Raw genomic sequence first — 23,987 nt, 5'->3', positions numbered from 1 at the left:
GGCTTTCCTAAATGTTTTAATCGTATCAGAAAGCTCGGCTATCAATGGAATCATAAACGGATATATCGGGTGTATTGTGAATTAAAGCTTAATCTCAGGGTAAAGCGTAAAAAACGCATTCCTCCACGATGCCCAGAAAGGTTATTAGTCCCCAATAAACAAGGTGAATGTTGGTCAATGGATTTTATGAGTGACAGTAGCCGTAATCAACGTCGCTTTAGAACATTCAATGTCATCGATGACTTTAATCGTGAGGCGTTAGGTATTGATATTGCAGTAAGCTTACCAGCAGGAAGGATTACCCGTTACTTAGATAAACTGGCCGAATATCATGGGTATCCATTAAAAATACGGGTCGATAATGGGCCAGAATTTACAGGAAAAACCTTTACCAACTGGGCTAAATTACATGGTATAACCATTGATTATATCCAGCCCGGTAGCCCGTATCAAAATGGCTATATTGAACGATTTAATCGCACCTATCGCACTGAGGTACTCGATTTATATCTATTTAATAATCTAGAACAAGCAAGAAAGGTAACCGAAGAATGGCTAACCATTTATAACACCGAAAGACCGCATGAGGCATTAAATAACATGACACCGATTGAGTATAAAACACTAAAACAAGCAGCATGAGTTAACCAAACAAGCGCTATAAATAATCTTTTCTTCATAGATAGGGTGGAAAGTTACTCTATTAGTAACTATGATACCAGATTCGGTGCCGGAAAAAGCAATTGTATTTTACTCATTATTGTAGCTACTTTATTAATTGTTATTGCCTTTTATGAAAAAGCGTATCGACTTATTTATTTTTAATTTATTCACATTTTTTCTTATATTTATATGGGATCGGTTGATAATAATACTAAAAGATGAATAAACAAACTCAAAAATATAAAAGATTAATTTAATGTTAACCCAATTGTAAATACCCCAAACTTAGTACACAACTCACGTAGAAAATCATGCTGCTTGTTTTAGTGTTTTATACTCAATCGGTGTCATGTTATTTAATGCCTCATGCGGTCTTTCGGTGTTATAAACCGTTAACCATTCTTCAGTTATTCTCCTTGCTTGAGCTAAGTTGTTAAAAAGATATAAATCGAGTACTTCAGTACGATAGGTACGATTAAATCGTTCAATATAGCCATTTTGATAAGGGCTACCGGGCTGGATATAATCAATGGTTATACCATGTAATTTAGCCCAGTTGGTAAAGGTTTTTCCTGTAAATTCTGGCCCATTATCGACCCGTATTTTTAATGGATACCCATGATATTCGTCCAGTTTATCTAAGTAACGGGTAATCCTTCCTGCTGGTAAGCTTACTGCAATATCAATACCTAACGCCTCACGGTTAAAGTCATCGATGACATTGAATGTCCTAAAGCGACGTTGATTACGGCTACTGTCACTCATAAAATCCATTGACCAACATTCACCTTGTTTATTAGGCACCAATAGCTTTTCTTGTGTTCGTGGGGGATACGTTTTTTACGTTTAGCCCTAATATTAAGGTTCAACTCACAATACACCCGATAAACAGGTTTATGGTTCTATTGATATCTCAGCTTTCTGATACGATTAAAACATTTAGGAAAGCCCCAGCGTAAATGCCGGTCTGTGACAGTATTCAACACCGAAATAATCACGGAATCATCCTGAAACTTAGGTTGGTAATAGTAAGCACAACGGCTTAAGCCAACAATGGCACAGCTCATAGCAATAGTAACTAAATGATTTTTTTGTAGTTGCTGCGCCCACGTTTTACGTACCTTTGCGGGCACTAAAGCTTTTTTATGATTTCTTCCTGAAGCTGGGATTTTAAGCTCAGTTCGGCAAACATCTGCTTAAGCTTGCGGTTTTCCGCTTCGAGTTCTTTTAGACGTTTGATATCCGAAGTTTCCATACCGCCATATTTTTCTCGCCATTTATAGAAAGTTGAATTACCCATGCCATATTTACGGCACAGCTCTTTAACAGGAATACCCGCTTGAGCTTCTTTTAAAATAGCGACGATTTGATGTTCAGTCATTTTTTTCATCATTAAATCCTCTTTACTTTTATCATAGAGAATTTTCTACTTTTTTGCTGTACTATTTTAGGGGATAGTTACACAATGACACGATAATCAAATAGATTGGCTATATACAATGTCAGTATTCTTATCTCGCACATTAATATTTTGCAATCAAATTTTGAAGAGTAAGAAAAATGTAGTGCCAATTGTTAGCAAAGAAGCCTCTACAAAAAACTTAATATCTCAAAGGCTTCTTTTTCTATCTCGATTAACAAACGTTTTTATTAACAATTCTCCTTTCTTCATCCTCAGAACCGATGTAAAACTGTAGGGCTATGTTAAATTAGTCAGTGGTTATCTTACTTATTCTAAACAAATAAAGTTATTAAAAATCTACCAAGTAACACAGGCAACCCTATCGCTATTTCCTTGGTTAAAATAAAAATCTACATCGCCAATTTGTGCATAAACATTATATCTTTTTATTGGTTCACCATTACTTTCTTGATATGTATCGATTACCCAGTAATCACCAAACAACCAATCTGTTCCACTATAATCATAAATAATTCCCCATTCATTAAATAACCCACCTACCCATTTACCTGTGTACTCATTAAAATAGCTGATTCTACGCTGATAAGTATTTCCCTGCCCTGGGGCACCTAAATTCCAGCCATGCCCATTTGCATTAGTATAATCTTGTATTGCAGGAACAGCATACTTTTGCGATAATGTGGATAAAGAATCACAAAATGAAATAGCATTGCTATAATGCATGTCTGTATTTCCAGATTTTACAATATACCAACGATCTATTTTAAATTGATACAACAAGTTTTTTTTGACATCACGATAAAGTTCAAATCTCGAAGGTTTAAATGTTTTGTTGCTTGAATCTTTTGTTGGTCCTTTTAAGGTCACCAAAACAATATTACTATCTAATGCACCATTTTCAGCCATTAATGATAATGTAATACCTGATCCCGAAACAGATTTGACTGTACTGCTATTGATTGCAATCATTTCTCTTGCTGTCATACCAGTAAGTATTAGCTTAAAAGATAAGTTATTTGCCCCAGTAGTAGGAAAGTTTTTTGAGGCATTCTTAAGGCTTTGTACTTTAAATCCATTATCTGGATCCCATTGTTCCTTTGGTCCCGCATATTCTTTCTTACCATTGTTTAAATTAGGTTGTGCATAACAAACCAAAGGCACATCAATTTTTGGTTTAATATAATAAGAATGGCTAGCTCCTTTAAAATAGCTTGTTTTAGGGTCGCCATATTTGGTGGATAAAAGCACATCGGTAGAACTAAGCGTTAATTTATAGGGTGCTTCGCATGGGTCTAATGCATTATTGGGGTTAGCTTTGACTTGCTGAGTAATATCGACGTTTTTATAATTTTCCCACCTCACTTTTAATTCACCTGATGCTTTAGCATCACTATCACCATCGCTATCAGCCCAATAATGGTATGGCTCTGCGATTAACGTATCGAACGAAACAGATGGATAATTTTCATTGCCTGCAGAAGGAAGAGGAATTACGCTTTGGATACGGTTAAAGGTGTTGATACTATTAGGTAATTCTATTGGTTTATCGGCGCTTGAATTATCTTCTTCAGGAGAAATCAAGCTCCCATCGGATAATGTAATGCTTAATAATTCATTTAGTGTGGTAATTGGTGTTACTCCACCATCTAATGTTAAATAAGGTTCATGACCATGAATCACTTTTACCGTTGTTGCCGATAATGTCGCCATGGAATTATTAGATATTATTATACCCAACAGCGCTATTATGGTTCCAAAAGTATAATATTTAAATTGGATTATTTCAACTGCAACAGACGTCTTTTTAATTTTGCTATTTTTACTGAATATTGAGGACTTCTTCGTACCACTAAATGCGAAGAAGTACGAAATACCAATTAAATAAGATTTATTATTAAAGGAGTGTACTAAATAATTAAAAAACAAAGATTTCAGCGAAATTAATTTGTTATTTAAGCATTTGTTTGTCACTTTCTTCATTTTAACACTCTCCATTCGATAATTCAAGTTTTATAATAAAAATCAATATATTGCACTTATTGTTAAAATACTTTTTAATGCATCCTGTTTTTAAATCATTCATAAAAAACAGGATGGTTGTAATTCAATCTGAATTTGACGGTATTATCATCCAATAATAGCATGGTTTTATAAAAACATCCTATAATTTTTCCTTAAAATTTATAAGGATATCTTGTGTTTTGATTGTTAATTATTAAATAATAACCATATCATAACTTTGATTATATATATGTGAAAATTAGCTATACCATTTAAATAAATGATAAAAAAAGAAAGTATCGAAAAGAAAAATAAAACGAAAAATACTTATAATTATAGCTTACCGCCACCGCTGGTAAGAAGAGTGTTCAATATTCTATGTCATTTCGGTAAGCTAGGTATAAAAAAGGAAATGACACCAGTCCCAAGATTTAGCCAATGATATAACCTTTAATCGACGCAAGGTAAAAGTTCAAAGACAATATATTACAAAACCTTTATGAGTGATTTGAAACCTGTCTACAAGGCGGTGTCTCGTGATGTGGCAATTGATGCGTTAGATGAACTTGAGCGAATATGGAGCGATAAATATCCATAGTTATTCAGTCGTGGCGCCGTAAGCGGGATAATTTATCGGCTTATTTCCGCTATTCTGAGCCAATTCGTAAGGTGATTTATACCACGAATGCTATTGAGTCTATTCATCGACAATTTCGCAAATTAACAAAAACGTTTTTCCTAATGAAAATAGCTTGCTCAAGCTGTTATATTTGGGGGGCATTGAAAAATGCGGAGAAAAAATGGACAATGCCTATCCAAAATTGGAATTTAGCATTGTCACAGATGATATTTTCTTTTAATCGTCTTGATAAGGTGATCTCTTTGTGAATTAACCTGACACAGAATTATGATCACTCTCCAAAAATTTACTCACAAGTCACTTTTTTACTCGCTCAACAAACATCATCACAACAAAAGCAATAACCGTTAAATAGATGATAAAGATCCCATAGGTTGAAAGCATATCAATAAACGAGCGCCCACGCATAGCGCAGTCACGGAAAAATCGGAATAACCAAACTAATGGAAAGGCATGGCTGGCATAATAGGCCCAAATTGGCATAATTCCGACTGCCATGGTTGAGCCGCCCATGATGAATCCCGGTGGCACTAAAAATATCATCCGGCTTGCCCCTTCGCCAGGATGGTTAGTGTTCCAAGAAAGTAAAAATCCTAACCAGCCAAATGCAAGTCCTGTCATAAATACGCTAGGTACGAATGCAAAATAGTTACCATCAAAACGCAGTTGTCCAAAAATGACCAATATGGCGGTAATTAACGTTAGCGCGGTGGTGTAAAATAGGGCATAAGGCACGGTTCGCGCCAATAGTGGCAAAAATCCACGTTCGACAACGGTATTCCACATTCCTGTGCTTTTTAAGCGGCCGATAATCATTAACGATGTTAGTCCATAAGTCAGCGACGAGAAGAAGTAAACAAAATAAATAATTGTCGATATTGTTGATGAGCTCGCCGGGTTAAACATGTAGCGTGTTTTTAATTGCATTGGTGATAAAGTCGCTTCGGTTGCTTCTCTTCCTTGCCCTAATGCAGCAACTTTACCAACGCTTAATTCTACCCCTAGCTCAGGAATGATTTCGTTAAGACTTTGCATGACTTTAGCGTTTTGTGCATCATTCGTATCATCAACAAAGTAACCTAATTTAACCGTTTGATCGCCTTTCTTTAATGACTTTTCCAGCCCTTTAGGGATATATAGCACCCCTAAATTACGATCGTGTGAAACTAAGGTAATTGGGTTTATTGGTGAGTGAATGACCTCAGATATTTCAATAAAAGGCGAGGTATTCACTTTGCTGATTAGTTCAGTGGAATAATTCGAACTATCTAAATCAATAACCGCAATTTTTCCTTCAAAAACAGAGCCATGGCTCAATACCATTGAAAAAATAAGCGACACGATAGCGGCTAAGCCCAAACACACTTTATAATAAGGGATGAAGTGGCCTGATAGCATCGCATCAAGCTCTTCAAGCATAGATTTAATGATGTTTTGCATCATTGATTAACCTCAAGTGTCATTCCAGTTAATAATTTAGGAATGGATTCTATATAAATTCTGACTTGGTAAGATGTTAAATCGGCTTGGCCGCGTTCGCGAGTCATGCGTAAATCAGCAAACGAAGGCGCAGCGGTTGCAAAACGTACGGTGCCTTTTACTGTTTTGTCGAGTGCAATAACATTCGCTTTTACCTGAGTACCTGGCTGATAATCATTAACCATTTTTTCGTTAACATAAATATCAATATATTTGCGATCAGTTTCTAACAATACCGCAGGCGCACCAGCCGGCACCATTTCACCATCTTCAAACATCAGCTTTAGTACTTTGCCATCCTCTGGTGCAACCAATGTAAGGCGGTTGTAATTGACTTTGAGCTGTTTTAAATCGGTTTCAGCTTGTGCTAATTGAGCTCGGATCTGAGCAAGTTGATTTTGACGATTTTGCAATTTTTGTTTAGCAATTGTGATTGATTGCAATGTCATACCGGTCGCATTTCGGGTTTGTTCAAATTGCGTCATTTGTTCAGGGGTTGCGCCAATCATTAATGTTGACAATTGACTTTCAATCTGGACAACTTGCATTTTTGTGTTGATGTAGGCATTGCGTGCTGCGTCGAGTTGCGATTGTGAAGATCCACCGGCTTTTCTTAATTGAGTATGGCGTTGAAATTCAGTATTAGCCAAATCTCGAGCTGATTTTGCTGCCTCTAAGCCTGCTTTGACTTCTTCTATTTTGCGCCATGTTGATAGTTCATTAAGATTGATTTCGTTTTCAGTGATTTCGATTGCTGCTTGTTCTTGATTGACCGCAGCGGTTTGGCTATCGACCAATGCTTGTAAGCGATCAATAGATAACTGGGTATCAATATCTTCAAGTTGCATTAAAGGATCGCCTTTTTTTACGAATTGTGATTCTTGGACAAATCGTTTTATGACCTTCCCACCAACATTTTGGAATGCAATATTGATTTCATCAGCAGTTAATACCCCTGATTTGATACTTTTTGCCACAGTGACGGCATCGTTTCTGGAACCAAGACAAATTAGTATTGAGCCAAAAAGAAGTAGCAATAAAAAGATAACAGGGATTTTAATGTTTTTAGGTAAATTATTGAAGTTTAATTTATTTTTCATTTATTTAGTCAGCTAAGTATATGGTTAAAATATTACGATTATTAATAAATACTAGCAATTATTTCCGCAATAATTTGCGCAACATTGCAATTAAAGATTCTTGCTCTTGTGGATTTAAGACTTGAGCAAAAGCGCGAATCGATTTTAAGTGATCAGGTAATGCTTTTTGAATAAGATTCACTCCCGTCGTGGTGAGCGTGATGAGTCGGGAGCGGCCATCTTGTCCACTTTTCGTCATTGATATTAAAGGATCTTGGGTAGCTAACATTCGTTTTACCATTACCGAAACGGTTGCCGGTGTAACGCCGACTCTTAATGCGAGCTCGCTAGCACAAGTTTCTCCTTCACTATACAAGGACATTAACAACGCAAATTTTCCTTCAGATACATCATAATCTTTTGCCAGTTGCGCATAAATATTTGAGCGAATTAAATCGGCGGTAGTGATTAAACTAAGGACAAGATCGACACCGGAAACCTCAATGGTTTCATCAGTAAATCTTTGCGCTTTTGCTAAAGTTTCGCGTGAAGGAAGTTTTCTTGAATTGTAATTCAATTATCATTACTCAATTTATTTAGTCGGCTAATTATATAAAGTTAATTATAATTGGCAACTTTTTTAACTATTTTTTATGGGTTGGTTATGGGAGTGGAGTCGATATTGTTTTATAACTAATTGTCATTGTTGCTTATTTTCAAATAAACTTTTTTTAAAATAGCCTTATCTTTACCACTAAAGTAGTAATCCTTGAGAGTAGTTATATTCTGTACAAAGTTTCATACAATGTGAACAAAATAAAAATTAAATGATTAAATTAAAATAAATTTGGAGTTGTTGTATGAGTAAAACCAACCTCGTTATCATTGGTAATGGAATGGTTGGGCATCGTTTTGTTGAAGAGTTAATTGATAAAATGTCGCCTAATCAATTTAATATTACTATTTTTTGTGAGGAGCCTCGCCTTGCTTATGATCGTGTTCATCTTTCCTCTTATTTTTCCGGTCATACTGCCGAAGCACTTTCTTTAGTGCGTGAAGGGCTATATGAAGAAAATGGCATTAACATATTACTTAATGAACGCGCTATTTTAATCAATCGTCAGCGTAAAGAAGTTCATTCACAGACGGGGCGAATTGTTAGCTATGATAAATTGATCATTGCAACAGGATCTTATGCATGGGTTCCACCGATTAAAGGCGCTAATGGTTTAAATTGTTTTGTTTACCGAACCATTGAAGACCTTGATGCTATTGCTGAATGTGCTAGTCACTGTAAAACGGGGGCTGTTGTTGGTGGTGGCTTATTGGGGCTTGAAGCAGCTGGTGCATTAAAAAACTTGGGAATACAAACACATGTTGTTGAATTCGCACCAGTATTAATGGCAGAGCAACTTGATGTAATGGGAGGCGAGCAGTTACGCCGAAAAATTGAAAGTATGGGCGTTAGCGTTCACACTAGCAAAAATACCCAAGAAATTATTCACACACCATCGGGTAAAATTATGCAATTTGCTGATGGCACATCACTTGAAATTGATTTTATTGTTTTCTCAACAGGTATTCGCCCGAATGATCAGCTTGCCAAAGCATGTCAGCTTGAAATTGGCCAACGTGGTGGCATTGTGGTTAATGACTATTGCCAAACTTCTGATCCTGATATTTACGCTATTGGTGAATGTGCTTGTTGGCAAGGCAGAGTATTTGGTTTAGTTGCACCAGGATATAAAATGGCGCAGGTTGCCTTGGCGCATTTAATGGGTGAGCAAACTCCATTTGAAGGCGCAGATATGAGCGCTAAATTAAAATTAATGGGAGTAGATGTCGGCAGTATTGGTGATGCTAAAGCGAAAACAATCGGTAGCCGTAGCTATGTTTATTTAGATGAAACGGTTCCTGTTTATAAAAAATTAGTTGTCTCTCAAGATAATAACAAGTTATTGGGCGCAGTGCTTGTTGGTGACACTTCAGACTATAGTAATTTATTACAATTAATGCTTAATGATATGGATCTGCCAGAGCACCCCGATACTTTGATATTGCCTGCTCATGCAGGAGCAAAACCTACGATGGGCGTTGAAGCGCTTCCTAATTCGGCTCAAATTTGTTCTTGTTTTGATGTAACGAAAGAAAAAATTGTTAATGCAATTAATGCGGGTTGCCATACCGTTGCAGCAATAAAAGCCGAAACGAAAGCAGGCACTGGGTGTGGGGGGTGTATTCCCTTAGTGACCCAAATCCTTAATATGGAATTAGCTAAACAAGGGATCGAGGTTAGTCACGCATTATGTGAGCATTTTAAATATTCTCGTCAGGAGTTATACCATTTGATTCGTGTTGAGGGTTTAACGTCATTTGATCAAGTGATTAAAAAACATGGTCAGGGCTATGGTTGTGAGGTTTGTAAACCTACCGTTGGATCGTTATTAGCCTCAAGTTGGAATGATTATATTCTTAAAGATGATTTAATCCCTTTGCAAGATAGTAATGATATTTTCTTGGGAAATATTCAAAAAAATGGTACTTATTCGGTGATTCCGCGTAGCGCCGGTGGTGAAATTACGCCAGAAGGGTTAATTGCTGTTGGTCAAATAGCTAAAAAATATCACCTCTATTCTAAAATTACTGGTTCACAACGTATTGGCTTATTTGGTGCGCAAAAAGATGATCTTCCTGCTATTTGGAAGGAGCTTATTGATGCCGGTTTTGAAAGTGGCTATGCGTATGCTAAAGCATTAAGAATGGCAAAAACTTGTGTTGGTAGCACATGGTGCCGATATGGTGTGGGTGATAGTGTGGGTTTTGGCGTTGAGTTAGAACATCGCTATAAAGGTATTCGGGCACCGCATAAATTTAAGTTAGGTGTATCTGGTTGTACGCGTGAATGTGCCGAAGCCCAAGGTAAAGATATTGGTGTGATTGCTACAGAGAAAGGGTGGAATCTTTACGTTTGTGGTAATGGTGGTATGAAGCCTCGCCATGCTGATTTACTTGCGGCTGATCTAGATAAAAATACGCTAATTCAATACATTGACCGTTTTCTTATGTTCTATATTCGTACCGCTGATAAGTTACAACGTACATCCGTCTGGCTTGAAAATCTAGAGGGGGGTATTGATTATTTGCGTAGTGTTATTGTTGACGATAAGTTAGGGATTAATGCTGAACTAGAAAGCGAAATGGCGCGCTTACGTAAATTAATGGTGTGTGAGTGGAAAAAGACGGTTGAAAATCCTGAAAATCAAGTTCGATTTGCTCACTTTATTAATAGTAATCAGCGTGATGAAAATGTGCAAATTGTAGCGGAGCGCGATCAGCATCGACCTGCTACAGCAGAAGAACGTAAAATAATGTTAGGGGAATAGTATGAGTCAATGGATAACGGTTTGTAAGCTTGATGATATTTTGCCAGGCACCGGAGTTTGTGCGCTTGTTGGTCATGATCACGTTGCTATTTTTCGTCCATATAATAATGCTGATCTTTATGCGATTAGTAATATTGATCCTTTTGCTAAGGCAAGTGTGTTATCGCGAGGCATTATTGGACAGCATGAAAATGAGCTATATGTTGCCAGCCCACTAAAAAAACAGCGTTTTCGTTTAAAAGACGGTTATTGTTTGGATGATGAACAATATTCTATCGCCTATTATCAAGTGAATGTTAATGATGATGGTACTGTGCAGGTTAAATCAAATTAAATATCTTTTTAAGAGGGTAAAAATATGTATACAGAGACAATCAATAAATGTGCTGCTAATGCAGCGCGTATTGTTCGCTTGGCAAAAACCAATCCATTCGGTTTTTGGGTAAGTTCAGCCATGGCGGGTGCTTATGTAGGTTTTGGTATTATTTTAATTTTTACTTTGGGTAATTTGGTTGAACCTTCAATAAGACCTTTAGTTATGGGGGCGACATTTGGGATCGCATTAACGTTAGTGGTAATTGCTGGATCAGAATTATTTACTGGGCATACCATGTTTTTAACGCTTGGGGTGAAATGCAAAAAAATTACACACACGCAGATGTGGTTAGTATTGCCACAAACATGGCTGGGAAATTTAGTTGGTTCAATTTTTGTTGCGGCACTGTATTTTTATGCGGCAACGCCTTTATTATCTACCGATACTAGCCTTGTGCATACTGCGGCTTTAGCAAAAACATCGGCCGCGGCTTGCCCATTATTTTTTAGAGGTGTGTTATGTAACTGGCTAGTTTGTTTAGCAATTTGGATGGCTAATCGTGTTGAAGGGTCTGCAAAATTTATTGCAATTTGGTGGTGCTTGTTAGCATTTATCGCTTGTGGTTATGAGCACTCAATCGCCAATATGACGCTTTTTTCGCTTTCTTGGTTTGGTAACCATAGTGATGCTTACACGCTAACTGGAATTGGTCATAATCTATTATGGGTATCATTAGGAAATATTGTTTCTGGTGCGTTATTTATGGGGCTCGGATACTGGTATTCAACGCCTAGAGCTGAGCGACCTTAATTACTGCTGAATAAAAAGTTGGTTATTCAACTCATTAGCTTAAATCGGAGGGGCGATATAGCGAATTTCCCCTCTTTCAATAAAGAATGTTTAATTAGCATTGTGTTTGGCGTTGATTGTTACAAGTCATACAAAATAGCAAGGCAATTAAACACAGAATAATGCATAGAGTGCTATTGTTAGATTGATTATCAGTAAATTGTTAAAAAGATGTTTTATTTTGAGGTGTTATGGATTATTTCCCCTTATTTTGTAAGTTAGAAAACCGTGATTGTTTGTTAGTCGGTGGTGGTGAAGTTGCTGAACGTAAAGCGCGGCTATTACTTGAAGCGGGTGCACGTCTTACGGTTAATTCTCAATCGTTTAATGAGCAATTTATGTGTTGGCATGAACAACAGCAACTTACCCTAGTTCAAGGGGAATTTAATGCACAATTACTTGATAATAAGTGGCTGGTTATTGCTGCCACAGATTGCCAAGATATTAACCAAAAAGTGAGCCTTGAGGCTGAAAAACGGTGTGTTTTTTGTAATGTGGTTGATTCTCCTAAGGAGGCTAGTTTTATTATGCCTTCAATTATCGATCGCTCGCCTATTATGGTAGCCGTGTCTTCAGAGGGGCATGCTCCTGTTTTGGCTAGATTATTGCGTGAGAAATTAGAATCTATTTTGCCCGAACATTTAGGAAAACTGGCTAAATATTCCGGTTATTTGCGCAATAAAGTTAAAAAAACCTATCAAACAATCACTGAGCGCCGTCGTTTTTGGGAAAGGTTGTTTTCTCATGACAGGTTGGCTCAAGCAATTGCAAATAATGATTCTGAGCGTGTTGAGAAGCTCACTAATGAGTTATTTGATGCCTCGCTTGATTCTCGAGGCGAGGTTGTGTTAGTCGGAGCGGGTCCTGGTGATGCTGGGTTATTGACTTTAAAAGGATTACAACAGATCCAGCAGGCAGATATTATTGTCTATGATAGATTAGTCTCAGATGAAATTATGAATCTTGCTCGCCGAGATGCTAAACGTATTTTTGTTGGTAAACGAGCCGGATTTCATTGTGTGCCTCAAGAACAAATCAATCAAATTCTTTTACAGCAAGCTAAAAAAGGTAAGCGTGTTGTGCGTTTAAAAGGTGGCGATCCGTTTATTTTTGGTCGAGGTGGTGAAGAGTTAGAAACATTATTTAACGCTGATATTCCTTTTTCGGTCGTGCCAGGCATTACGGCAGCGTCGGGGTGTTCTGCTTATAGCGGCATTCCATTAACGCATCGAAGTTACGCGCATAGTGTACGGTTAATTACAGGGCATTTGAAAGATGGTAGCCACCTTGATTGGCAAAGTTTAGCAGCCGAAAAACAAACACTGGTTTTTTATATGGGTTTATCTCAAGCTGCAAACATCGAAAAACAGTTAATTAAGCATGGTATGGATGCAAATACGCCAGTTGCCATTGTAGAAGAAGGTACAACAACGAAGCAAAAAGTTATAGCGGGTTTGTTATGTCATTTAACGCAACTATCATTACAAGCTTGCAGTCCGAGTTTAATTATTATTGGGCCGGTTGTGGCATTACGTGAAAAACTGAGTTGGTTTTCTGATAGTAATGGGAACAGCTAAATTAGTTTTAGTTGTGCGCAATGCTACGATTGTATTTTTTCGTTACTTATAAAAGGTTCAGTTATTCACTTTAAAAAATGGCTAATGAGATGAATCATTAGCCAATGAATAAAGTATCTACTAATTTAATACGGCATGGTGCCTGCTAAATAATAAGACAAAATATTAGGTCGGTGTATCGACATCATCCCAATCCGCATTTTCAAAGCAAGTTAACCAATTTAATGCATAATGGCGCTCTTGAATAACGTCACTTATTATTGAAGCGGGTGGTTGCTTATCTTTCATTTGATAATCTGTGGTTATCCAATGTAAGCGGTAATGTAAATCTAAAGCATCTAACAATTCACTAACTGGTCTTAAGGTTACTGTAGAATTATCTTGCTCACAGTGTTGCATCCCTTCGTCAACTAACGATGAAACATTACAGATGGTATCAGCAAAAGGAAGCTCAGATTGCCACTTGATTGTCCATTGTAAAGGTAATAGTGCCTCATATTTCCAAGACATATCTATTACATCTTGCTCTGTTGGTTGCTCGCTATAAATAAAGTCACGTTCATTATTTGATAAAGCCGCAAACCCCGTTGGGCAACGTTCTTTAAATTCCATCGGATTAATCGGATCATTTTCTCGAAAACTTTCGGCTTGAATACCTGTTAACATTATCGCTAAAGCACGTGCAGCGACTTCTTCTGGTGTTCTAAGTATGACTTCTGATTCAGCAATAACCGGTGGTAAATGTGTCGGTGTATGCAATCCTAATTTAGCTAAATACTGCTCCGTTTTTGCTTTGCGCTTTAATGCTTCTGGTGGGTAAGGCATAACTGCATCTAAATCAATATCCCCATCAGGATCTTGTAAGACATCGCCATCAGGATTTCGAATCGTGCCATCTGGCATCAATATAATGGCATTTACCTGCCACCCCCAAGTAGTAAATTTATTGAAATTATCTTCTTCAATCTCAAAGGCCCATTGGTGTTTAACTCGTTGGATATGACGATACAAAGCATAACGACGTGAATTCATCTGCCCATCGCCTGCTTGCATGACATAACCGATAAAACCATCAAGGTGTTTCATCAATTCAGGATCATCTAATCCACGATGATATAAACGTTCACAAGGGAAATCAATGGCTGGTGGGTGAGTGACTGTCGAATAAGCATTAATCAATATTGGCATTTCAAATATTCCTATTGTAGATTTTGTGTGTATGGCTATAAATAGCAGCTATTTATTTGCACAATTCTATTATAAGTTATCATATCTTTCTAGTTTTCAATGCTTTGTTTGATTTTTGTGATGTTTGTTATTTTGTTAAATGAATAATGTTATTTACTAATTCGCCGAACAGGAAGTTTTTATGTTATAAATCGTTTTACCCTATTAAACAAAGATAACGCATAACGATTTATCTATTTTTATTTTTCAATGGATAAGATTATTCCTTACTTTGTAGATACCATACGGTCATTTCCATTCGTGATTTAAAATTAAGTTTTTTGAATATGCTTTTGATGTGTACTTTTACAGTACTTTCTACGATACCTAGCTCTTTTGCAATTAATTTATTCGGCAGGCCTTGAACTAATAAATTAAAAATTTCATTTTCTCTTGGTGTCAACAGGCTTACATCGTGAGTTTGATTAGTAAGCTGTTCTTCACCATGACGCATGTAATTGAGGATAATATGTGAAATCGCATCATCCATAATTAGCTTTCCAAGCGAGATTTCTTTGAGTGATTTTAGAAAATCCTCTGGTTCCATATCTTTTAATAAATACCCATCAGCACCTGTTTTTAGTGCCGTGATAATATCTTCTTTTGCGTCCGATACGGTGAACATAATAATGCGACTTGCGATGTTTTTCTCCCGTAAATAGCGCAATATTTCTAGCCCATTGACATCTTGCATATTGATATCGAGCAGAATAATATCAGGATCGAGCTCTTGGGCTAATTTAACCCCTTCGATACCTGAGCCAGCTTCTCCCACAATTTCAAAATGGTTTACTGTGTTTATTAATTGTTTCACGCCATTTCTTAACATTGGGTGATCATCAATAAGAAGAATTGAACTATTTATTTGTTCCATTTTTTACTCATCTATTTTTTTAATGGAATGGTTTTGTTTGCTTTAAATGCTACCATAATTTGTGTTCCTACATGAGGTTTGCTGTTGATTGATAAATTGCCATTTAGTATTTCAACCCTATCACGCATAATAATTAGTCCATAACGATTATCCTGTTTAATATTGTTTTGTAAACCAATACCATTATCTTCAATACAAACAGAAACAATTTGGTCATCATTCATTTTTAAATTGACAGCGACTTGTGTGGCTTTTGCATGTTTGTATATATTATTTAGCCCTTCTCGAATAATCTGTAATAAATGAAATGCATATTTACTATTAATAATATTAAGTGGTAATTGGTATTCAAATTGAATATTGAATTGTAATTTTTGGTTAAACTCTTCAATGAGTTCGATTAAACTTGCATAAAAGCCTGTGCGATTGAGACGTAAACGGAAAGAGGTAATGAGTTCTCTTAATTGTGAATAAGTAAGATTGATCTCTTTACGCATGGTTGCCAATAAATCAATACTGCTTTGCGATGTGAGATCTGATTGCATTTGTAAGCAACTAAGGTGTATTTTTAAACAAGAAAGTGATTGTGCTATCGAATCATGCAGTTCTCTGGCCATAGCAGAGCGTTCTTTCATTAATAAATATTGTTTCTGTTGTTCTATTTTTCTCTCTAGCTTCATTGCTGTAGTCATTTGCTCAATGAGCCCCATAATTAAGCTTTCTTGCTCATCGGTTAATATTAATCCCGTTGGTTGCAAAGCAAATAATATCCCATATTTTTCTCCGTTTTCTTGAAGATACCAATGGCGTTGAAGGTTTTTTTCGGAACCATGCTTGGACGAGATTAAACATGCATTGCATTTAGGGCTTTGGCAATAAGGTAATTTTTGCTCGTTATCGTAACTGGCTTGTTGATAATGCTCAGGATCATCGGATTCATAAAAGCGAATTTGAAAGTGAGTTAATGGCACTAACTCTTCTAATTGACGTAGGATTTTTAAAAAACGGGCACATAATGGCTCTGAAGTATGTAGTTGCTTCGTTGCTTGGTATTGAAATGAAACGATTTTATTGGTTTGTTGTAGCCTGGCTGTTTTTTCAGCAACTTGTTGTTCTAGCAATAAATATTGTGATTCGATCTGCTCTGACATCCGATTAAAAGCCAGCCCTAGTAAATCAAACTCATTTTTTGGGGTTCTAATATTAAAACGTTCTTTAAAATTGTGATTTGTAATAGCTTCAGCCATATCTAGTAGCTTTTGCCATGGTGCAAGCAGGTAATAACGCAAGTAATAAATTTGAACAATTAAAAAACAGACAATAATGGCAATAAATAATTGTTGTAATTGAGAAATATAGTAAATTTTACTTTCGGTTTTTTGATCAATCTTATGCACCAAATGGTTGATACGAGTCACATAGTTTTCAATGTCAGTTTTTATCTCATTCAATTTTTTTGCTTGCTGTATTTTAATGGCAATGTGAGTATTCCAATCAAGTTGTAATTGATTAAATTCATTCATTAAGTCATAACGTTTTAAAAGCATTAAATGCGGTTGTGATGAAGCAATATCACTAAATATATTTAAACGGTCATACTCTCTTTCATCCAGTGGTATCATAGTAAGCAATTGGTAGTTTTTCATTCTCAGTAGCCCCAATTGATTTACCATGTATGCGCCACCTTTGGCATCGTTGGCTACCTGAATTGAAAACGATAATGCGACTAAAGCAATCATTCCTAAAAAAAACAATAATAGCGTTAAACGGTTAATAATTGATGCGGTGTGGCCAATTTTTCTTTTCGGTGTATAAGCACTCATCATTATTTTATAATTTGTTTTGGGTAACTAATAATTTATGATTATTGTAGCTTGAAAAAAGTGTACCGCTGATCTTTTTTGTAACTTTTTGCGATCTTTTGGTAAACAGCGCTTGCAACAAGCATAAATTTTGCGTAAAATTCACGCCCTATAAGATTAATCAATGCAGACATATATGTTTAATCAAGTAATCGTCTGCTTTTTATTGCGGAGTTAAGTATGTACGCAGTTTTCCAAAGTGGTGGTAAGCAACACCGAGTTAGCGAAGGGCAAGTCGTTCGCTTGGAAAAAATTGAAGTCGAAACAGGTTCAGAAGTTGTTTTCGATAAAGTTTTAATGGTAGCAAATGGTGAAGACATCAAAGTTGGTGCTCCGTTTGTTGAAGGTGCAACAATTAAAGCAGAAATTGTTGAGCACGGTCGTGGTGACAAAGTGAAAATTGTTAAATTCCGTCGTCGTAAACACTATCGTAAACAACAAGGTCACCGTCAGTGGTTCACTGATGTGAAGATCACTGCAATCGCTTAATAGGAGTATCGCACAATGGCACATAAGAAGGCTGGTGGTTCATCACGTAATGGTCGTGATTCCCAAAGTAAACGTTTAGGTGTTAAACGTTATGGTAGTCAAGAAGTTCTTGCGGGTAATATTTTAGTTCGTCAACGCGGAACTCAATTTCATCCAGGTACCAATGTAGGTTGTGGTCGCGATCATACTCTATTTGCCTTAATTGATGGGCAAGTAAAATTTGAAGTTAAAGGACCTAAAAACCGTCGTTATGTTAGCGTAGTTGCAAATAGCTAACTTAATAGCGGGTCAAAAGTTATAAAAGCCTCACAGTTATTGTGGGGCTTTTTTCTTTTCTTTAAACGCATATAAAATCGATAGCGATATGATAAAACAGCAAAATGTTAAATTAGGTTTTGCACTTGCCATGTTAACTGCGGTGATGTGGGGTATTGTGCCAGTTGCAATGAAATATGCACTAGTGGTTGTTGATCCCTTGACATTAGCCTGGTCTAGGTTAGCTATTTCAGCGCTTGGGATTACCATTTGGTTGGCTTACAAAAAGCAATTTCCTAGTTTAATGATGTTTAAAAAACGCCGTCGCTTTATTTTATTGATAATTGCTGGATTTGGATTGCTGGGTAATTTTGCTTTATTTGCTAGTGCAGTTCAATACCTTTCAGCCACAACAGCCCAAGTTGTTGGGCAAACTGGCATTGTGATATTTATGGTGTCAAGCGCTTTAATTTTTAAAGAGCGACTAAGACCAACTCAGATCATTGGTATTTTAGTCTTACTAATTGGGTTAGGGCTATTTTTTAATAAAAATATTGCAGATCTGTTTTCTAATATGTCTTCGTATGGTATAGGGGTTTGGCTTGGTTTACTTGCTTCGGTCTCATGGGCTTGCTATGCACTTGCTCAAAAGGTGTTATTACGTAAATTACGTGCAGAACAGCTACTTTGGTTAATTTACCTTATTTGTACCGTGTTTTTAATGCCATTTACTTCACCAAGCAGGATTGCAAATGCTGATGCAACGCAACTTTTTGCAATTATATTTTGTGGTTTAAATACTATCATTGCATATGGTGCGTTAGTGATGGCAATGGAGCGGTGGCAAGCGGCACAAGTTAGTGCTATAACAACCCTAACGCCATTATTTGCACTTGTCTTTTCAGATCTGTTTGCATTAATTTGGCCTGAAAAGTTTGCTATGCAATATTTAAATATTTTAGGTTATATTGGCGCAGTGTCTGTTGTTGCGGGCGCAATGTTTGCGACCATTGGGCATTATATTTGGCATCCAAGAAAAGGCTGGCTAATTAACCGCAATAAAGGGGAAGAATAATGAAATTTGTAGATGAAGCTTCAATTCGAGTCGAAGCTGGAGATGGTGGAAATGGTTGTGTTGGTTTTCGCCGAGAAAAATATATACCTAAAGGTGGCCCTGACGGTGGTGATGGTGGTGATGGTGGTGATGTATTTTTTATTGCTGATGAGAATTTGAATACACTTGTTGATTTTCAGTTTGAAAAAAATTACCGTGCTGAACGTGGTCAAAATGGGCAAGGCTCTGATTGTACCGGTAAACGAGGTCGAGATATCACTGTTAAAGTGCCTGTAGGAACGCGAATTACGGATAAATATACTGGTGAAGTTATTGGCGATTTAACGCATCACCAACAAAAAGTATTGGTTGCTAAAGGTGGCTTTCATGGCCTAGGAAATGCACGTTTTAAATCATCAGTAAATCGTGCGCCAAGGCAAAAAACGGACGGTACGCCAGGCGAAAAACGCGATGTGTTATTAGAGTTATTATTACTTGCTGATGTGGGGATGTTAGGCTTACCTAATGCGGGTAAATCAACGTTTATTCGTGCTGTTTCAGCAGCCAAGCCAAAGGTAGCGGATTACCCATTTACAACATTAGTGCCTAGCTTGGGTGTGGTTAGAATGGATAACGAACAGAGTTTTGTTGTTGCTGACATTCCCGGATTGATAGAAGGTGCATCTGATGGAGCAGGGCTTGGTATTCGTTTCTTAAAGCATCTTGAACGTTGCCGAGTGTTAGTACATTTAATTGATATCGCACCAATTGATGGCTCTGATCCGATCGAGAATGCAAAAGTCATTATCCAAGAACTACATCAGTATAGTGAAAAACTAGCTAATAAACCGCGTTGGTTAGTGTTTAATAAAATGGATGTATTAGGTGCTGAAGAGGGGGCAGAGAGAGCGGCTGAAATTGCTAAGGCACTTGGTTGGCAAGATAAATATTATACTATTTCTGCAATTAACCACGAAGGTGTAAAGGCTTTATGCTGGGATTTAATGGAATATATTAATGCACATCCACGTGAAACCGAGCAGGCAGAATCATCGCCAGAAAAAGTGGAGTTTATGTGGGATGATTATCATCAACAAATAATGGATGAAGCTTTTGATGATGATGAAGAATTTGAGGATTGGGACGAAAGCGATGAAGAGGGTGTTGAGTTTATTTATCAAAAATAATAAGGATGATTGTCTTAATCTAAAATAATTTATTCATTGCGTGAAATCGTATTATAAAAGCAGAAGGGAAAGCTTCTGCTTTATTTTTTTGTATTGAGCAACTGTAAATTTATTATTTATAAAATAAGAGAATAATAAATTTATTGCTATGTAACTAGAAGTAGTCAAAAAAACGCTTGATTTTAATAATGATAATCATTATCATTAATTCGTACTTTGTTAGAGCGTAGAAAGGCTTCTGGAAAGTATGACATTGCTCACATTGCTTCCAATGTTTGCCAGCTTAATTAAGCTGGCTTTTTTATTTTACAGATAGCAGTTTAGTGGTAATCAACCCAATATTAAAATTAGTTTTCTTTTCTAATTTATTGCTAAATAATTTTGGGTATTGCACTTTAACATTTTTCCTAACCTCTCTATACCTATTTATCTCTATCATATGATTTTTTTGTTTTTCCATTATGTTGAATATTTAGTCATCCATTTTATACGGATATTTTTTGCTATGAAAAATGAGTGTAACAAAGATATATTTTATGCGACAACGTCAATATTTTGTTCGACAACAATGATTGCTTTGTTAGCTATATGTTGTGAGTCGTATAACAATAAATATTATGAAATAATATGATTGAATATTTTTGAATATATCGATGAGATATATGTTATTTTAAATATTTGTTAATTCATTAATATCAAATAAAATCAATAATGCAGCACTACCACCAAACTCTTTGGGGGCTTGATGAAAACAGATAATACGTGGATGTTGTGCAAGCCACAGTGGTGTTTGTTTTTTTAGTATATTTTTACCATGACCATACATAATACACGCACAATGCGCTCTTTCTCTTAAACATGCAGCGATAAGGGCTGCAATTTCTTTTTTAGCTTCTTGTTGAGTAAGCCCGTGCAAGTCTAAAAAGAATTCTGGATTATAAAATCCACGGCGCAATTTTTTTACTTCGTAAGGATCAGCATTTTCTCTGCTATAGCGGATAGGATCTTCTTGCAATAATGGTTGGTAATTATCGGAAAAGTAAAATTCAGCATGATCTTTTTCATGTTGTAATTTTTTTGTTTCTACCGTTTTTTGTGAGCGTTTTATCGGTTTATGAATAACGGTATCTTGCTTAATCTTTTTGATATTACCAATACTGTTTTTAAATAAGTCGATATCTTCATGATCTAATTTAAATTTATTTAGCATGATTCTCACTCTGGGTAAATTTTTTCTTTAAATTCGCATAAATCTTCAATCACACAAGAACCGCACCGAGGCTTACGCGCAATACAGGTATAACGGCCATGCAAAATTAGCCAATGGTGGCAATTGATTTTGTACTCTTTAGGTACAACTTTCAGCAATTTTTCTTCAACAGCCTCAACTGTTTTTCCAGGTGCAAAACCAGTGCGGTTGCTGACTCGAAATATATGAGTATCAACGGCAATAGTTGGCCAGCCAAAGGCTGTATTTAAGACAACGTTAGCCGTTTTTCGTCCAACGCCAGGCAGTTCAATAAGCGAATTAAAATCTTCTGGCACTTCGCCTTGATATTTATTAACTAAAATTTGGCATGTTTTTATAATATTCTCAGCCTTACTATTATATAGCCCAATAGTGCGGATATAACTTTTTAATTTATCAATACCAAGCGCCAAAATTTGCTCAGCAGTATTGGCAACAGCAAACAAGGGTTTAGTGGCTTTGTTTACACTCACATCAGTTGCTTGTGCTGAAAGCACAACGGCGATTAGTAGCTCAAAAGGTGTTTGATAAATTAGCTCTGTTGTTGGATCTTTAATATGATCCTTTAGTCTTTCTAAAATTTGGATTCGGGTTAATTGTTTCACGAAATAATGATATTAAAAGTTATTTAGACATATTATATACTTTTATTTATTGTTTATCTGTAGGTCATTGTTAGTTTTTCTAGAGTTATAAACAATAAAATTGGTAGTGTACTAATTGATAGTGTACGAAATTACAGATTGTGATTTGAATTTATTTGAAAAATTATATCGGTTTTATTTATTTGCGTATTTACATTCATCATCACTGTCTTTTTAGCATGCTGATTTTATGGTAAGCTAGCCGACTCTTTTTAATTTCATCAAATAAGGTTTTTTTTAATATGTCCTTACCCATGATTGTTACCTTTGCTGTGTACATTTTAGGAATGATTGCGATTGGCTATTTTGCGTTTCGATCAACGCAGAATTTTGGTGACTATATTTTAGGTGGGCGTCGTATTGGTAGTGTTGTGACTGCGCTTTCGGCGGGTGCATCTGATATGAGTGGCTGGTTGCTGATGGGGTTACCAGGTGCGGTTTTTTTGTTTGGTATTTCTCAAAGTTGGATTGCCATTGGACTTATCATTGGCGCATACCTCAATTGGTTATTGATTGCTGGGCGATTGCGTGTTTTTACTGAAGTCAATCATAACTCTTTAACATTACCTGATTATTTTGCGCGGCGATTTGATGATAAAAGTTCTTTGCTTCGCATTATTTCAGCTTTGATTATTCTTATCTTTTTTACCATTTATTGTGCTTCGGGTGTGGTTGCTGGAGCAAAGTTATTTGAAAGTACATTTGGTATGAGTTACGGCTGGGCTATGTTAGCTGGTGCTGGTGCAACAATTATCTATACCTTTATTGGTGGTTTTTTAGCAGTAAGTTGGACAGATACCATTCAGGCTAGTTTGATGATGTTCGCCCTTATCTTAACGCCAATTATGGTTATGGTAAATGCAGGTGGTTTTTCTGATGCAATGGTATATATTGAATCACTTAACCCTGATTATACCAATTTATTGGCTCATATGGATTTTATTTCTGTTATTTCCTTATTAGGTTGGGGGCTTGGTTATTTTGGTCAACCTCATATTTTAGCTAGGTTTATGGCGGCTGATTCTCATGAAGTTATGAGAAACGCGCGTAGAATTAGTATGACTTGGATGGTTTTATGCTTAGGTGGTGCAATTACCGTTGGCTTTTTTGGTATTGCCTTTTTTGCTCATCATCCAGATTTAGCTTATTTGATTAATAATGGTAAACATGAACGTATTTTTATTGAGCTATCTAAGTTGCTTTTTAATCCTTGGATTGCTGGTATTTTGCTAGCGGCTATTTTAGCGGCAGTAATGAGTACATTAAGTTGCCAATTGCTGGTTTGTTCAAGTGCACTAACAGAAGATTTTTATCGTGCATTTTTTAGACCGAAAGCAAAACAAAAAGAACTTGTTTGGGTTGGTCGTATTATGGTGTTGTTAGTTTCAGTTATTGCTATTTTATTAGCCATTAATCCAAATAATAGCGTACTTGATTTAGTGAGTCACGCTTGGGCTGGATTTGGTGCGGCATTTGGACCTATAATCATATTTTCTGTTTTTTGGTCTCGTATGACTCGTAATGGTGCTCTAGCTGGAATGATAACAGGTGCTGTAACGGTATTGCTATGGATTAATTTTAATTGGTTTAATCTTTATTCACTTATTCCTGGGTTTGTTTTTTCTTCTATAGCAATTATTATTGTTAGTCTTATTGATAAAAAACCTAACAATATAGTGGAAGATCATTTCAAACAAGCGTATAAACGTTATCATAACAAAACAGAATAACATTTT

19 protein-coding genes and 2 pseudogenes are annotated in these 23,987 nt (G+C 36.3%); 11 read left to right on the top strand and 10 right to left on the bottom strand.

Features of this window, described 5'->3' with window-relative positions; translation table 11 throughout:
- On the top strand, window positions 1-642 hold a 642-nt coding region (locus A9G47_RS08430; protein ID WP_065642685.1), incomplete at its 5' end, for an IS3 family transposase.
- A gap of 330 nt (window positions 643-972) precedes the next feature.
- Here A9G47_RS08430 and A9G47_RS08425 read toward each other — a convergent pair.
- Both A9G47_RS08425 and A9G47_RS08415 read right to left on the bottom strand, forming a co-directional pair.
- Window positions 973-2,056: pseudogene (locus A9G47_RS08425) on the bottom strand (IS3 family transposase).
- A 366-nt stretch (window positions 2,057-2,422) separates the two neighbouring features.
- Window positions 2,423-3,823: a hypothetical protein gene (locus A9G47_RS08415; RefSeq protein WP_141674842.1), complete on the bottom strand. Its 1,401-nt coding sequence runs from the start codon at window positions 3,821-3,823 to the stop codon at window positions 2,423-2,425.
- 754 nt (window positions 3,824-4,577) lie between these two features.
- Between A9G47_RS08415 and A9G47_RS13615 the strand changes: the two are divergent.
- Window positions 4,578-4,975: pseudogene (locus A9G47_RS13615) on the top strand (transposase); the annotation flags it as partial.
- Between the two features lie 49 nt (window positions 4,976-5,024).
- On the opposite strand, the gene A9G47_RS08410 reads toward A9G47_RS13615, so the two are convergent.
- The 3 genes from A9G47_RS08410 to A9G47_RS08400 are packed head-to-tail and all read right to left on the bottom strand — an operon-like array spanning window position 5,025 to window position 7,862.
- Window positions 5,025-6,170 carry an ABC transporter permease gene (locus tag A9G47_RS08410; RefSeq protein ID WP_218057453.1) on the bottom strand — a complete coding sequence of 382 codons (1,146 nt, stop codon included), beginning with the start codon at window positions 6,168-6,170 and terminating at the stop codon, window positions 5,025-5,027.
- Entirely contained in the window at window positions 6,167-7,306 is a 1,140-nt protein-coding gene (locus A9G47_RS08405) for an HlyD family secretion protein (protein WP_065568428.1), read from the bottom strand. Before A9G47_RS08405 ends, A9G47_RS08410 begins: the two co-directional genes overlap by 4 nt.
- A 58-nt stretch (window positions 7,307-7,364) precedes the next feature.
- Window positions 7,365-7,862 (bottom strand): MarR family winged helix-turn-helix transcriptional regulator, encoded by a 498-nt coding sequence (locus A9G47_RS08400; RefSeq protein ID WP_065568427.1) that lies wholly within the window; start codon window positions 7,860-7,862, stop codon window positions 7,365-7,367.
- A gap of 283 nt (window positions 7,863-8,145) precedes the next feature.
- On the opposite strand from A9G47_RS08400, the gene nirB reads away from it, so the two are divergent.
- From nirB to cysG, 4 genes are all read left to right on the top strand, one after another.
- On the top strand, window positions 8,146-10,668 hold the full coding sequence (nirB, locus tag A9G47_RS08395) for a nitrite reductase large subunit NirB (RefSeq protein WP_065642680.1): 2,523 nt from the start codon (window positions 8,146-8,148) through the stop codon (window positions 10,666-10,668).
- A gap of 1 nt (window position 10,669) precedes the next feature.
- On the top strand, window positions 10,670-11,002 hold the full coding sequence (gene nirD, locus A9G47_RS08390; protein ID WP_065568425.1) for a nitrite reductase small subunit NirD: 333 nt from the start codon (window positions 10,670-10,672) through the stop codon (window positions 11,000-11,002).
- 24 nt (window positions 11,003-11,026) lie between these two features.
- Window positions 11,027-11,794, top strand: coding sequence for a nitrite transporter NirC (gene nirC, locus A9G47_RS08385; protein WP_065568424.1), 768 nt, complete (start codon window positions 11,027-11,029; stop codon window positions 11,792-11,794).
- Window positions 11,795-12,024: 230 nt separating this feature from the next.
- A complete protein-coding gene (gene cysG / locus A9G47_RS08380) occupies window positions 12,025-13,410 on the top strand; it encodes a siroheme synthase CysG (RefSeq protein WP_065642679.1) in 1,386 nt (461 codons plus the stop codon).
- A 165-nt stretch (window positions 13,411-13,575) separates the two neighbouring features.
- Here the strand turns inward: cysG and A9G47_RS08375 are convergent, their stop codons facing one another.
- From A9G47_RS08375 to narX, 3 genes are all read right to left on the bottom strand, one after another.
- Window positions 13,576-14,598, bottom strand: a complete 1,023-nt coding sequence (locus A9G47_RS08375; RefSeq protein ID WP_065642678.1) for a DUF4272 domain-containing protein — start codon at window positions 14,596-14,598, stop codon at window positions 13,576-13,578.
- A 259-nt stretch (window positions 14,599-14,857) separates the two neighbouring features.
- Window positions 14,858-15,511: a two-component system response regulator NarL gene (narL, locus tag A9G47_RS08370; RefSeq protein ID WP_065568421.1), complete on the bottom strand. Its 654-nt coding sequence runs from the start codon at window positions 15,509-15,511 to the stop codon at window positions 14,858-14,860.
- A gap of 11 nt (window positions 15,512-15,522) precedes the next feature.
- Window positions 15,523-17,337 (bottom strand): nitrate/nitrite two-component system sensor histidine kinase NarX, encoded by a 1,815-nt coding sequence (gene narX, locus A9G47_RS08365; protein ID WP_065642677.1) that lies wholly within the window; start codon window positions 17,335-17,337, stop codon window positions 15,523-15,525.
- A gap of 216 nt (window positions 17,338-17,553) precedes the next feature.
- Here narX and rplU point away from each other — a divergent pair, with 216 nt between their 5' ends.
- From rplU to cgtA, 4 genes are all read left to right on the top strand, one after another.
- Window positions 17,554-17,862: a 50S ribosomal protein L21 gene (gene rplU / locus A9G47_RS08360; protein WP_034948580.1), complete on the top strand. Its 309-nt coding sequence runs from the start codon at window positions 17,554-17,556 to the stop codon at window positions 17,860-17,862.
- A 15-nt stretch (window positions 17,863-17,877) separates the two neighbouring features.
- Complete coding sequence (gene rpmA / locus A9G47_RS08355) at window positions 17,878-18,138, top strand: 50S ribosomal protein L27 (protein WP_034915250.1); 261 nt, start codon at window positions 17,878-17,880, stop codon at window positions 18,136-18,138.
- An 88-nt stretch (window positions 18,139-18,226) separates the two neighbouring features.
- A complete protein-coding gene (locus A9G47_RS08350) occupies window positions 18,227-19,192 on the top strand; it encodes a DMT family transporter (protein ID WP_065579710.1) in 966 nt (321 codons plus the stop codon).
- Window positions 19,192-20,358 carry an Obg family GTPase CgtA gene (gene cgtA, locus A9G47_RS08345; RefSeq protein WP_065642676.1) on the top strand — a complete coding sequence of 389 codons (1,167 nt, stop codon included), beginning with the start codon at window positions 19,192-19,194 and terminating at the stop codon, window positions 20,356-20,358. Before A9G47_RS08350 ends, cgtA begins: the two co-directional genes overlap by 1 nt.
- A gap of 670 nt (window positions 20,359-21,028) precedes the next feature.
- On the opposite strand, the gene smrB is transcribed toward cgtA, so the two are convergent.
- Together smrB and nth are read right to left on the bottom strand one after the other, a co-directional pair.
- Window positions 21,029-21,568, bottom strand: a complete 540-nt coding sequence (gene smrB, locus A9G47_RS08340) for an endonuclease SmrB (protein ID WP_065579711.1) — start codon at window positions 21,566-21,568, stop codon at window positions 21,029-21,031.
- Between the two features lie 5 nt (window positions 21,569-21,573).
- Window positions 21,574-22,212 carry an endonuclease III gene (gene nth, locus A9G47_RS08335; protein ID WP_065568416.1) on the bottom strand — a complete coding sequence of 213 codons (639 nt, stop codon included), beginning with the start codon at window positions 22,210-22,212 and terminating at the stop codon, window positions 21,574-21,576.
- 281 nt (window positions 22,213-22,493) lie between these two features.
- On the opposite strand from nth, the gene putP reads away from it, so the two are divergent.
- Window positions 22,494-23,981 carry a sodium/proline symporter PutP gene (gene putP, locus A9G47_RS08330; protein WP_176700682.1) on the top strand — a complete coding sequence of 496 codons (1,488 nt, stop codon included), beginning with the start codon at window positions 22,494-22,496 and terminating at the stop codon, window positions 23,979-23,981.
- Window positions 23,982-23,987: the final 6 nt, after the last annotated feature.

Source organism: Gilliamella sp. WF3-4 (assembly GCF_001690275.1).
GTDB lineage: Bacteria > Pseudomonadota > Gammaproteobacteria > Enterobacterales > Orbaceae > Gilliamella > Gilliamella apicola_C.
The sequence above is the reverse complement of the archived record's forward strand: the minus strand, read 5'-3'. Positions and strand labels throughout refer to the sequence as shown.

Bases quoted from the DNA above. Each gene is read 5' to 3' on its own strand.
- A9G47_RS08410 (WP_218057453.1), bottom strand. From the start codon at position 6,170: ATGATGCAAAACATCATTAAATCTATGCTTGAAGAGCTTGATGCGATG.
- A9G47_RS08405 (WP_065568428.1), bottom strand. From the start codon at position 7,306: ATGAAAAATAAATTAAACTTCAATAATTTACCTAAAAACATTAAAATC.
- nirB (WP_065642680.1), top strand. From the start codon at position 8,146: ATGAGTAAAACCAACCTCGTTATCATTGGTAATGGAATGGTTGGGCAT.
- nirD (WP_065568425.1), top strand. From the start codon at position 10,670: ATGAGTCAATGGATAACGGTTTGTAAGCTTGATGATATTTTGCCAGGC.
- nirC (WP_065568424.1), top strand. From the start codon at position 11,027: ATGTATACAGAGACAATCAATAAATGTGCTGCTAATGCAGCGCGTATT.
- cysG (WP_065642679.1), top strand. From the start codon at position 12,025: ATGGATTATTTCCCCTTATTTTGTAAGTTAGAAAACCGTGATTGTTTG.
- A9G47_RS08375 (WP_065642678.1), bottom strand. From the start codon at position 14,598: ATGCCAATATTGATTAATGCTTATTCGACAGTCACTCACCCACCAGCC.
- narL (WP_065568421.1), bottom strand. From the start codon at position 15,511: ATGGAACAAATAAATAGTTCAATTCTTCTTATTGATGATCACCCAATG.
- narX (WP_065642677.1), bottom strand. From the start codon at position 17,337: ATGATGAGTGCTTATACACCGAAAAGAAAAATTGGCCACACCGCATCA.
- rplU (WP_034948580.1), top strand. From the start codon at position 17,554: ATGTACGCAGTTTTCCAAAGTGGTGGTAAGCAACACCGAGTTAGCGAA.
- rpmA (WP_034915250.1), top strand. From the start codon at position 17,878: ATGGCACATAAGAAGGCTGGTGGTTCATCACGTAATGGTCGTGATTCC.
- A9G47_RS08350 (WP_065579710.1), top strand. From the start codon at position 18,227: ATGATAAAACAGCAAAATGTTAAATTAGGTTTTGCACTTGCCATGTTA.
- cgtA (WP_065642676.1), top strand. From the start codon at position 19,192: ATGAAATTTGTAGATGAAGCTTCAATTCGAGTCGAAGCTGGAGATGGT.
- smrB (WP_065579711.1), bottom strand. From the start codon at position 21,568: ATGCTAAATAAATTTAAATTAGATCATGAAGATATCGACTTATTTAAA.
- putP (WP_176700682.1), top strand. From the start codon at position 22,494: ATGTCCTTACCCATGATTGTTACCTTTGCTGTGTACATTTTAGGAATG.